Annotated in this window: 9 protein-coding genes; 5 read left to right on the top strand and 4 right to left on the bottom strand. The window is 43.4% G+C overall.

All coding sequences use genetic code 11. The features are described from left to right. Positions 1-12: 12 nt before the first annotated feature. Together NG55_RS10285 and NG55_RS10290 are read right to left on the bottom strand one after the other, a co-directional pair. On the bottom strand, positions 13-900 hold the full coding sequence (locus NG55_RS10285; RefSeq protein WP_004657366.1) for an SDR family NAD(P)-dependent oxidoreductase: 888 nt from the start codon (positions 898-900) through the stop codon (positions 13-15). 249 nt (positions 901-1149) lie between these two features. Then, entirely contained in the window at positions 1150-2427 is a 1278-nt protein-coding gene (locus NG55_RS10290) for an O-acetylhomoserine aminocarboxypropyltransferase/cysteine synthase family protein (protein WP_016542699.1), read from the bottom strand. Between the two features lie 301 nt (positions 2428-2728). Here NG55_RS10290 and ettA point away from each other — a divergent pair, with 301 nt between their 5' ends. Next, positions 2729-4390: an energy-dependent translational throttle protein EttA gene (ettA, locus tag NG55_RS10295; RefSeq protein ID WP_016660115.1), complete on the top strand. Its 1662-nt coding sequence runs from the start codon at positions 2729-2731 to the stop codon at positions 4388-4390. Between the two features lie 44 nt (positions 4391-4434). On the opposite strand, the gene NG55_RS10300 is transcribed toward ettA, so the two are convergent. Further along, entirely contained in the window at positions 4435-4812 is a 378-nt protein-coding gene (locus NG55_RS10300; RefSeq protein WP_016542701.1) for a tetratricopeptide repeat protein, read from the bottom strand. Positions 4813-5111: 299 nt separating this feature from the next. Continuing rightward, positions 5112-5798, bottom strand: coding sequence for a YidX family protein (locus NG55_RS10305; protein ID WP_065343192.1), 687 nt, complete (start codon positions 5796-5798; stop codon positions 5112-5114). Positions 5799-5951: 153 nt separating this feature from the next. On the opposite strand from NG55_RS10305, the gene NG55_RS10310 reads away from it, so the two are divergent. From NG55_RS10310 to NG55_RS10325, 4 genes are read left to right on the top strand one after another with little or no spacing between them, the layout of a single operon-like run. Next, complete coding sequence (locus tag NG55_RS10310) at positions 5952-6347, top strand: cation efflux protein, CzcI-like (RefSeq protein ID WP_212749890.1); 396 nt, start codon at positions 5952-5954, stop codon at positions 6345-6347. Between the two features lie 54 nt (positions 6348-6401). Beyond that, a complete protein-coding gene (locus tag NG55_RS10315; RefSeq protein ID WP_023271192.1) occupies positions 6402-7823 on the top strand; it encodes a TolC family protein in 1422 nt (473 codons plus the stop codon). Beyond that, positions 7823-9055 (top strand): efflux RND transporter periplasmic adaptor subunit, encoded by a 1233-nt coding sequence (locus NG55_RS10320; RefSeq protein WP_065343193.1) that lies wholly within the window; start codon positions 7823-7825, stop codon positions 9053-9055. Before NG55_RS10315 ends, NG55_RS10320 begins: the two co-directional genes overlap by 1 nt. Next, complete coding sequence (locus NG55_RS10325) at positions 9045-12212, top strand: efflux RND transporter permease subunit (protein ID WP_065343194.1); 3168 nt, start codon at positions 9045-9047, stop codon at positions 12210-12212. Before NG55_RS10320 ends, NG55_RS10325 begins: the two co-directional genes overlap by 11 nt. Positions 12213-12314 lie beyond the last annotated feature (102 nt).

Consider the following 12314-nt stretch of genomic DNA (forward strand, 5'->3'; position numbering starts at 1 on the left):
GAATCTACAAGATTACCAGTGTTCACCTGGGAACAAACGCGCATAAGCACGTTGAATCAGATTCAACTTCTCTTGTTCACCGACAGAGGCGGTAGAGCTTGGGAACAAGTTGAAACCAATCGACATTAAAATATTGTTGATGTCTGGTGCAATGGCATAAGTAATCGAAGCAAGACGACCTAAGTTCGTCGCAATCTTTTTCGGACGCTTCACGATTGCATAAGCAATTAGGTCTGCCGCTTCTTCAGGAGAAAGTGTTGGTACATATTTATAAATCTTGGTCGGCGCGATCATTGGCGTACGGACCAAAGGCATATAAATAGAGGTAATCGCAATCTTGTGTGAATGAACCTCAGCAGACAAACAGCGGCTAAATGCATCCAACGCAGCTTTAGAGGCCACATAAGCTGAGAAGCGCGTTGCATTGGCAAGTACACCAATCGAGCTGATGTTAATAATTTGCCCGTCTTTGCGCTGCATCATGTGTGGTAAAACATTCAAGACTAAACGTACTGCACCAAAGTAATTTAACTGCATGGTACGTTCGAAGTCATGGAAACGATCAACCGACTCATGTACCGCACGACGAATTGAACGTCCTGCATTATTTACAAGAATATCAATGTGATCAACCGCCGCTAAGATTTCTTTTGAAACCGCATCGATTGATTCCATATCGTTGAGATCGCATGGGAAAACAGAGGCTGTTCCACCTTCCGCTTCGATCTCTGCTTTTACCTCATCTAACTTCTCCTTGGTACGAGCAAGCAAGAGCACATGAGCACCTGCTTGTGCGAGGTATTTTGAAACCGTTAAACCAATACCACTTGACGCACCAGTGACAATGATCGTTTTACCGTCGACTTTTTGCTGAAAAAGTTTTTTGAGTTTTGCATTCATGTAAGTGTCCTACATTAATCACGCTGTTGTTTGCAATGCCTTCTTATTACGATTAAACACTGCACTTTATTTTGGTGTAATATTAACCGATATTTTTTGTTTGTCCAGTGTAAATATTTGAAAAATAATGTCTTTTTTAGAGTAAAAGCTCTAAAACAAGATCTTGTAATAGTTGAAAAAGCAATTATATTTTTTAGCTTTTGCACAAAAAATAAGCCCCTAAAGAGGGGCTTATTGATTTCATTTAAATTAAACGTGTGCAAGGGCCTGTTCAAGGTCCGCAATTAAGTCATCGACATGCTCAATGCCAATCGACAAGCGCACTAAGTCTTCACTGACGCCTGCTGATTTCAGCTCTTCGGCATTGAGTTGGCGGTGTGTGGTGGTGGCAGGGTGACAAGCCAAACTTTTGGCATCCCCAATATTTACTAAACGGGTAAATAGCTGTAATGCATCAATAAACCGTGTTCCGCCGGCTAAACCGTCCTGAACACCAAAAGAAAGGATGGCAGAAGGTTTACCTTTCACATATTTTTGTGCCAAATGATGCTGTGGATGATCAGATAGACCTGCGTAATTGACCCATTTTACTTTTGCATGTTGTTTTAAATATTCAGCAATTTTGATGGCATTTTCGGTATGACGCTCCATTCGCAGATTCAAGGTTTCCAGTCCTTGTAGGATCAAGAATACGCTTAATGGACTAATTGCTGCACCAGTATTACGTAATGGCACCACGCGCGCACGCGCAATAAAAGCGGCTTCACCCAATACTTCGACATAATTCACGCCATGATAGCTTGGGTCAGGTGTATTTAACGCTTTAAAGCGTTCAGGATATTTGCCCCAAGGAAACTTGCCGCTGTCGACAATCACGCCACCGATGCTATTGCCATGTCCGCCGATATACTTGGTGAGTGAGTGAATCACAATGTCGGCACCAAATTCAAAAGGTTTCAGCAGTGCAGGGGTTGCTACGGTATTATCCACGATCACAGGCACACCATATTCATGCGCAATTTTGGCGATCACTTCTAAATCGATAATATTGCCAAGCGGATTACCAATGGATTCAACAAACACCAATTTGGTTTTGTCATCAATAATCTGACGCAGTGCTTCTGGATTTTGATAATCAAAGAAACGCACTTCAATGCCTTGCTTTGGTAAAGTGTGAGCAAACAGATTATACGTTCCGCCATATAAGGTCGAAACTGAGGCAATATTGTCGCCCGCTTCAGCAATGGTTTGAATCGCGTAAGTGATTGCAGCCATACCAGAGGCTAAAGCCAATGCACCAATTCCACCTTCAAGTGCCGCAATACGTTGTTCAAGTACGGCTGTGGTCGGGTTCATGATCCGTGTATAGATATTACCTTGCACTTTGAGGTCAAATAAGTCTGCACCATGTTGGGTATTATCAAAGGCATAAGACGTGGTTTGGTAAATGGGTACCGCCACGGCTTTGGTGGTTGCTTCTGGTGAATATCCCGCATGAATGGCTAAAGTTTCATCTTTATAGGTCATGATTACATCATCTACGTGAGTTAAATACTGATCGAGTCTAGCGCATATTTTATTCAAAATGGTGCATATTTTTTGCGCTGCATAGCATTTTTGTTGATATAGATCATGCTTTCGCTCTGGTCGCGGTTTTAGGAAAAGTGAAATCATTCAAGCTTGTAATGTCTTGAAAAAGAAATTCCTTTGTTCGAGGCAAACAAATCCCAACATAACTTCAAGTCAATTGGGTTTTCAGCGTATAATACGCCCGATTATTTTATTCGCTTATTTGCGATGTATTGGTTTTTCAATTGAGGAGTCCTGCGTGGCCCAATATATTTATACGATGAACCGAGTGTCGAAAATGGTTCCGCCGAAGCGCGAAATCTTAAAAGACATCTCTTTATCATTTTTCCCAGGCGCAAAAATTGGTGTGCTTGGTTTGAACGGTGCAGGTAAGTCAACCTTACTCCGTATTATGGCTGGCGTAGATAAAGATTTCTCAGGTGAAGCTCGTGCACAACCAGGAATCAAAATCGGCTATTTAGAACAAGAGCCGCCACTTGATCCAAGCAAAGACGTTCGTGGTAACGTTGAAGATGGTGTACGCGAAGCACTGGATGCTTTAGAGCGCCTTGATCAAGTTTTTGCTGAATATGCTGAACCAGATGCAGATTTTGATGCACTTGCGAAAGAGCAAGAAAAATTAGAATCAATCATCCATGCATGGGATGCACACAACCTGAATAACCAGCTTGAAATTGCTGCTGATGCATTGAACCTCCCAGCTTGGGATGCGGATGTATCATTGCTTTCAGGTGGTGAACGTCGCCGTGTTGCATTGTGCCGTTTATTGCTGTCTAAGCCAGACATGTTACTTCTTGATGAACCAACGAACCATTTAGATGCTGAATCAGTGTCTTGGTTAGAGCGTTTCTTGAAAGATTTCCCGGGTACGATCGTTGCGATTACGCATGACCGTTATTTCTTGGATAACGTGGCTGAGTGGATTCTTGAACTTGACCGTGGCATGGGGATTCCTTATCAAGGTAACTATTCTTCTTGGTTGGAACAAAAGAATGCCCGCCTAGAGCAAGAGAACAAACAAGAAGAATCTTTTGCCAAAGCATTGAAAAAAGAACTTGAATGGGTTCGTTCAAATGCCAAAGGTCAGCAAAAGAAAAACAAAGCGCGTATGGAGCGTTTTGAAGAGCTTAACTCTCGTGAGTTCCAACAGCGTAATGAAACCTCTGAAATCTACATTCCACCTGGTCCACGCCTAGGAAATAAAGTTGTAGAAGTTGAAGGCATCAGCAAATCATTTGATGGTCGCTTACTTTACGAAAACTTAACGTTTACTGTACCGCCTACAGCGATTGTTGGTATCGTAGGGCCAAACGGTGCAGGTAAAACCACGTTATTCCGTATGATGACTGGCGAACAACAACCAGATACAGGTACGGTGACGTTGGGTGAATCAGTTAAAGTGGCTTACGTCGGTCAGATCCGTGACACCTTAGATAACAATAAAACCGTTTGGGAAGAAGTTTCTGGTGGTTTGGATATCTTAAAAATTGGTGATTACGAAATTGCATCACGTGCTTATATTGGTCGCTTTAACTTTAAAGGCCAAGATCAGCAAAAACGTGTAGGTGAATTGTCTGGTGGTGAGCGTAACCGCTTACAGCTTGCCAAGATCTTACAGTTGGGTGCAAACGTGATCTTGCTGGATGAGCCATCGAACGACTTGGATATCGAGACTTTGCGTGCACTTGAAGATGCAATTCTTGTCTTCCCAGGTACGGTCATGGTGGTATCGCATGACCGTTGGTTCCTGGATCGTATTGCAACGCACATTTTGTCTTTTGAGAACGAACAGCCAGAATTCTACACAGGTAACTATGCAGAATACGAAGCTTACCGCCAATCACGTCTAGGTGATGATGCGGCTCAAAAACGTACCAAGTACAAAAAAATTACAGGTTAAGTCCTGATATAAAAAAACCAGCTTTCGAGCTGGTTTTTTTATGCTTATGAAAACGCTAATTCACTAAAGGCGCTATATAAATAGCCTTTGGCTTCAGGATGTCCTAAATGGGCTGCGCGTTCTAGCCAATATTGTGCTTTACCATAATTTTTATCTAAACCAAACTCGCCATGTAAATAGCTCTCGCCTAGTTTAAAGGCTGCGTCTGCATTACCACGTAGGGCTGCACGTAGAAAATACCAAACAGCATTGCGGTCATTTGAGGAAATGGTGTAATGATCCTCTTTAATATGTTCATTAATAGCCAAATTTTCAAAAAATTGAGCTTTACTAATTTCTTGTTTTGATTCAGAAAGAAGGTCATTATTCCTAAAACTCAGGAAACATGAGCGCAATTGTTGTTTTACGATATTGATGTTCATAGCCGTCTCCTTTCATTTAAGCTTTTTCTTTATTGTGATTTGAATATAAATCTTTTTTATTAGCTTGTGTTGATTTATTTATAGATAAAATCAGATTTAAATGTAATTTATGTAAAGATTTTATTTGTATATCAGATTTTAAATGAATTTAGGTATTTAACCTCTATTCTATTCATATCGTTTGGCCTTTTCGGGGCGATTTAAATAACCAAGGCGCTATGTAATAAGAATGAATAAAGATTAAATGATGATTTACAAAGTTAACTATTCCAGAGTGCTCGTCTGCTTTAAAGATGAATCTATTTATTAAAGTCACCCCGTAAATCAGACCACATTAGGAGTGGTGTAACAGTGACCACATCGAAGACCATCGCTAAAGGGTAGAGTACCATGCGGGTTGCTCGTTTGACTGGATGTTTGGTGGTGATGGTGGTTTCTTGTTGTAGGGTAATTGGATAGGGGTGTGCCAATTTCTGTTGGATTTTTTGTTGATCAAGCGCTTGATAGAGTTGTCCTTTAAAAAACACATTCATATAAGGATATGGCGCAGTTTCTTGATTTTGAATCAAATCAAAATTTTGTCTAAAACCTAGAGATTTTAATAATTCTTTTTGCTTTGGATTGAGATCCACCATACGGGTGTGGTAGCGAATTTGTAATACGCCGTGAAAATGATTTGGGTCATCCATGGTCAACACCAAGGGTGAAGGGCTGGTTAAACTGCGTTGTTCCGTTGGAATGGCATGTAAAAGTTTGAGGAGTTCGGTGCTACCATCAGTCATTAAATAGTTAAAATCTTGGCCTATAAAGACCAACCCTTGGTTTTTCTCATTATGAATGGCTTGTCCCAGCGCCAGAATTTGATCGGTTTTTAGTGTGGTGGTTTGAACCTGAGTACTTTCATTGGGCAGGGCTGTGGAAAGTAGCGTGGTTGCGCATCCACTTAAAGCAATGGCTAAGACCAGAAGGGAGAAGGTTTTATACATAAGATACCCGTAAAAGAGAACATTATTGTCATGAATCAAAATCAAAAAACGTTTTAAATCAGTGAGAACCTCACTGAAAATTGTTTTGTAATTTTATTACATTGGCATAGCCTGCTATAGTGCCTTTGTGCAATTTACTGTAAGGGTGTGCTGTTGCAACGCTCAACTGTTTTCGTGACCGTCTTGCTGAGTTTGTTCATGTTCCAAAGTTTCTGGAATGTGGCGGCAGCTTTTTGTGCGCATGAAACGGTCAGTGAGTACAGTAGTTTGAATCATTTTGGGCATCATGCTTCTGAAAAGAAACCAATAGCGGAACATCGTGCAGCATTTGATAAAGTGGCAGCAGATTTACCGATGCCTTTAAGTTTGCAAGATCATCATGATCATCTGCCATCTTGTTTTCATGTGGTGGTGGCTGAAGTTCAGCAACGTGTGAATGAACCGATGTTGCATAGCCAAGACATAGAACAAAAATATTACTGGTCTAATTCCTACCAGTCACCACATCTCACAGGACTCAATCCGCCCCCTGTATTGACCCCGCTATAGGTGGGGTAGCCGAAAAATAGCCCACCGCAATCTTATTACTTTGCGGGGCTTTATATGTCTTCTAGTTTAAATCAGCGTATCCATGCGGTTGAGCAGCGTACGCGAAAAAATCCTACTCAATTGTCATTGCCGTGGTCAGTCTTGGCACTTGCCTTGAGCACTGCTATTTTGAGTCCATCCATTGCCGCAGAATCTTTACTGGATGCCAATCAGCAGCCTGTAACTCAGGCTGCACAACGCAATGTGAATTTTGAGCAAATCTTGCAGGATGTGAAACGATATCAGGCTGGCACGGGGGTGTGGCAAACACAGCAAGGAATTGCTGAGGCCAATGTCAAACAGGCGGGTTTATGGGCGAATCCAAGTATCTCGATTCAGCAAACTGATTTCAGGTCAGGTAAAGACAAGGAATTGGAGTTTGGTGTTTCGCAGAAGCTTGATATTTTTGGGGAACGCCGTGCTGCGGTGAAGCTTGCCAATGTACAAGCCTCTCAGGTCGGTCTCAACCAAGAGCTATACAATGCGCAACTTGAGTTGGCAGTGAAATATCTGTGGTCGCAGGTAGTTGTGTTAGAGCTGGAACATGATGTGGTTCAGGCGCAGTTAAAAACCAGTCAAGCCACTTTAGACGCGACACGTTTAAGACTCAAAGCGGGCAGTATTGCGCAAGTCGATTTAGATCGTACTTTGATGGCGCATATTGAAAATCAGCGTTTATTTCAGCAGACCGAGCTGGCTTTAGCCACGGCAAAGCGTCAGTTGGCAAATCTGTGGGGCAGTACCGATAATCGCTTCTCTACTCAGGCAAGCAATGTCTGGCCACAACAAAAAGATTTGCAAGATTATTTGCAGAACAACTTATTTGAGCGTGCTATTCAACTCGATATCGTGCGTCAAAAAGCCAATATCGATTATTTAAAAGTATCTAATCGACCGAATCCAACCGTGAATTTAGGCATGGTGCAAAGTAAAAGCGCCGAAACCAATTCGACCGATAACAAGTTCAGGGTGGGCATCGATATCCCTTTGAATATTTTTAATCGTCAACAGTATTCATTGCGAATTGCCAATGCCAAACAAGATTTATTGGTCAAGCAGCAACAGTTTTACAAACAGCAAAACTTGAATGCGATTCAGACCTTAACGGCAGAGTTAGCAGGGTTAAAACAGCAGTTCGATTTAGTCAATCAACGACAAATTCCACTGTCCGAAACGGTACAAGAGAAAATGCTGCTTGGTTTCAAAGTTGGTAAATATGCCATTACCGATGTGCAGCAAGCCACCATGCAATTGCAAGATCAACGTTTAAATAAAGTGCAGTTACTCAAGAGTGCTTGGCAAAAACAAATTGATGCAGAGAGTTTAGCACTGGGCATTGAGCCGAGCATGGTGAGCTCAAGTGACGCATTAAATCAGATTAATCAAACCCTTTGGAAAGATACCAATAGCCTTCCCGCTGTAGTAGGAGCAGAATAATGTCGACAAATAAATCTAAAAAGCAGTGGTTTTGGGTCATTCTGGTTGTTGCTGTTGGCTTAGTCCTCAGCGCATTATTATTTTTCACAGGCAAGAACAAAACCAGTAGTGATGCTGCTACGGCTGATAGCCATGGCGAAGGTGAGTCAGGGCATGCTGAGGGTGAAGCAGGGCATGCTGAGGAAAGTGAGGAAGGCAGTTTAAATCTTAGTCCAAAACAGATGACTGAATACGGGGTTAAACTGGCTCAGGTCGGTGTGGGCGAAGTCGGACAGCAATTCGCCTATCCTGCCAAGTTGGTCACCAATACCGATCAGCAAGCGCATGTTTCAGCGACCTTTGCTGGACGTGTGGAAAGTGTCAATGCGGTACTCGGTCAACAAGTCAAGAAGGGGCAAGTGTTAGCCACGCTATTTATTCCTGATTTGGTGGATCAGCAAGCCAATTTAAGTATTGCTCAGGAAGCGTTAACCCTCGCTCAGCAAGATTATCAACGTGAAAAGCAACTTTGGGAGCAAGGGGTTTCTGCACGTCAGGATTATCAACGTGCTTACAATGCCTATCGTCAGGCGCAGATTCAGGTACAAGCTGCGCGTAGCCGTTTATCTGCCTTGGGTGCATCCAATGGTAGTCAGGGCCGCTATGTTTTGACCGCGCCTTTAAGCGGTGTGGTGAGTCTGAAAGATATTGTGGTGGGTGAGCAAATTACGGCAGATAAGCAGTTATTTGTGATTGATCAGCTAGATCAACTTTGGATTGAATTTATTTTACCAAGTGTGAATAACATCAATGTCCAACCCGATCAACAGATCGAGTTTAAGTCGTTGCAAACCAATAATAGCTTTAAAGCACAAATCCAGACTTTAACCACAGCAGCAGATACACAAACGGGTCGTTTACAGGTACGTGCCAAAGTGTTAACCCCAGCCAAAGAATTACGACCGAATTTGATGGTGAATGTACTATTAGATGGCACGGACAAGAAGCCTGTACTCCGTGTTGCCAAAGCGGCGATTCAGCAGATCGAGGGCAAAGCCACAGTTTTTGTTGCTAAGCAAGAAAAAGACCAAATGCATTTCACGCCAACGCCAGTACAACTGGGTAATTACTCAAGTGATGGGTTATGGGTTGAAATCCAATCGGGTCTGACTGAAAAGCAACAATATGTCAGTCAAGGTAGTTTCCTTTTGAAATCTGAGATCGAGAAGGGAGAGGCTGAGCATGGACACTAACGATAAGTTGCAGCTTCCTCCCGCGGAAGGTCTGTTTGATCGGATTATTCAGTTTTCAATCCGCAATGCGATTTGGGTCATGCTGTTTGTAGTGGCATGGATCGGGGTCGGGATTTATAGCTACCAAAAATTGTCGATTGATGCAGTGCCTGACATTACCAACGTACAGGTACAAATTAACAGCCAAGCGGGTGGATTCACCGCGCCTGAAGTTGAACAACGGATTACCTATCCGATTGAAAATGCCATGTCGGGTATTCCAAATTTGGAGCAAACCCGCTCGATCTCCCGTTATGGCTTATCGCAAGTCACGGTGATTTTTAAAGATGGGACTGATATCTACTGGGCGCGTCAGTTGATTAACCAGCGCTTACAGGAAGCCAAGAGTGCCTTGCCTGATGATATTGATCCACAAATGTCACCGATTTCAACTGGTCTAGGCGAGATCTATCAATGGGTGATCAAGGCTGAACCGAATGCCAAAAAAGCAGATGGTACGCCTTATCAGGCCATGGACCTACGTGAAATTCAGGACTGGATTGTTCGTCCTCAATTACAACGTGTGCCAGGTGTTGCAGAAATCAATACCATTGGCGGTTATAACAAGACCTACGTGGTTTCTCCTGATCTGAAACGTTTGCAACAACTGCAAATTCCGTTAACCGATTTACAAACCGTACTCACTGAAAATAATGAAAACCGCGGTGCGGGTTTTATTGAAGAAAATGGTCAGCAACTTACGGTGCGTATTCCGGGGATGTTGAAAACTGTACAAGATATTGAGAATGTCACGGTCAGCACCAAGAATGGTTTGCCAATCCGTGTTGCCGACGTTGCAACGGTTTCGATTGGACATGATCTGAGAACAGGCGGTGCCACCTATAACGGTGAAGAAACCGTACTGGGTATTGCCATGATGATGATGGGTGAGAACAGTAAATCCATCGCTCAAGCACTCGACAGCAAAATGCAGGAAATCAAACGTTCATTGCCTGAAGGGGTGGTGGTCGAAACGGTATATAACCGTAGTAATTTGGTCGACAAAGCCATTAAAACGGTGGCGAAGAACCTGATTGAAGGCGCAATCTTGGTGATTGTGATCCTGTTTGTATTCTTAGGGAACTTCCGTGCGGCATTGATTACCGCCTGTATTATTCCCTTATCCATGTTGTTCACTTTAACTGGTATGGCGGAGCAGAAAATCAGTGCCAACCTGATGAGTTTAGGGGCATTGGACTTCGGGATTATCGTCGATGGTGCGGTCGTGATTGTCGAAAACTGTATCCGACGGCTGGCAGAGGCACAGCACCATAAAGGTCGACTCCTGACCCGTTCAGAACGTTTTACCGAAGTCTTCTTGGCGGCCAAGCAAGCACGACGTCCACTGATTTTTGGTCAAATCATCATTATGGTGGTGTATTTGCCTATCTTTGCCTTAGCGGGTGTGGAAGCGAAAATGTTCCATCCAATGGCGATGACGGTGGTCTTGGCCTTAATCGGTGCCATTATTTTATCGGTGACTTTCGTTCCAGCAGCAGTGGCGCTATTTGTTACTGGTGAGGTCAAAGAGAAAGAAAGTCGCTGGATGGCGACGTTAAAAAGCAGTTATGAAAGCCTACTGGATAAAGCTTATGCATTCCGTTATGTGGTCGTGGCCGGTGCAATTACCATTCTGGTCTTAACGGCTGCGATTGGTTCGCGTGTCGGTAGTGAGTTTGCGCCACAACTGAGTGAAGGCGACTTTGCTTTACAGTTAATGCGTGCTCCAAGTACCGGAATTGAAGAGTCACTGAAAATTCAGGAAAGTGTTGAAAAACAATTGTTAGCAGAGTTCCCTGAAATCAAAGCAATCTTTGCACGTACGGGTACAGCCGAAGTGGCAACAGATGTGATGCCACCCAATATTTCAGATGCCGTGGTGTTATTAAAACCGCGTGATCAATGGCCAGATAAGTCGGAAACCATCGATGAACTTCGGACTCGAATGTTGGCCTATGTAGAGAAAATCCCAGGCAACAATAGTGAGTTTTCACAACCGATTGAATTGCGTTTTAACGAACTGATTTCAGGTGTCCGTAGTGATATTGGGGTCAAGATCTTTGGTGACGATATGCAGGTTCTGAACCAAGAGGCTGAAAAAGTTGCTCAAACCCTGAGAACCATCACGGGTGCAAGTGAAGTCAAAGTCGAGCAGACCGATGGCTTACCTTTACTCAATGTGGATATCGATCATGCTTTGGCGGCTCAATACGGTTTATCAGTGAAATCCATTCAGGACTTGGTCGCTGCCAGTATTGGTGGACAAAGTGTTGGACAGATTTTGCAAGGTGACCGTCGTTTTGATTTTGTGGTGCGTTTGGATGATGTGATGCGTACGCCGCAGCAATTGGCCATGCTGCCAATTCAACTGCCAAATGGTGGTTTGATTAAACTGCAAGATGTGGCAAAAGTGGAGAATATTTTAGGCTTGGCACAAGTCAGTCGTGAAAATGGCAAGCGCCGTGTTGTGGTCACCACCAACGTACGCGACCGTGATTTAGGTTCATTTGTGGGGGAGATGCAGCAGAAATTATCTCAGCAAAAATTACCAAGTGGTTATTGGCTCGGTTATGGCGGTCAGTTTGAAAATCTGGCCTCGGCAAAAGCCAGAATGCAGATTGTGGTGCCATTGGCATTGCTGATGATCTTCATTCTGTTGATGGCGGTGTTTAATAACTTTAAAGAAAGCTTGCTGGTGTTTAGTGGCGTGCCATTTGCCCTATCAGGCGGTTTGGTAGCGCTGTGGTTACGCGATATTCCATTGTCGATGTCAGCAGGTGTCGGTTTTATTGCGCTCTCTGGTGTTGCAGTGCTGAATGGTCTGGTGATGCTGAGCTTCATTAAAGAATTGCGAGAGCAATATGATATCCATTACGCCACATGGCATGGTGCGGTATTACGTTTGCGCCCTGTCTTAATGACCGCTTTTGTCGCATCGCTCGGCTTTATCCCAATGGCGATTGCCACGGGTACAGGGGCAGAAGTACAGCGCCCACTGGCCACTGTGGTGATTGGCGGGATTATTTCATCCACCTTACTGACCTTGCTGATTTTGCCAGTGGTGTATCGTTGGATGAATGAAGCGAAACAAAGCAAACGTCAGGAAAGTGCAATTTAATCTGTTTATGCTATCTTCTTAATGAAGCACTTTATTAAGAAGAATCTGAACCAGCCAAAGCGATATTCGCTTTGGCTGACTTTAAGACTGCAACAGGTCTTA

This window comes from Acinetobacter gyllenbergii (assembly GCF_001682515.1).
GTDB lineage: Bacteria > Pseudomonadota > Gammaproteobacteria > Pseudomonadales > Moraxellaceae > Acinetobacter > Acinetobacter gyllenbergii.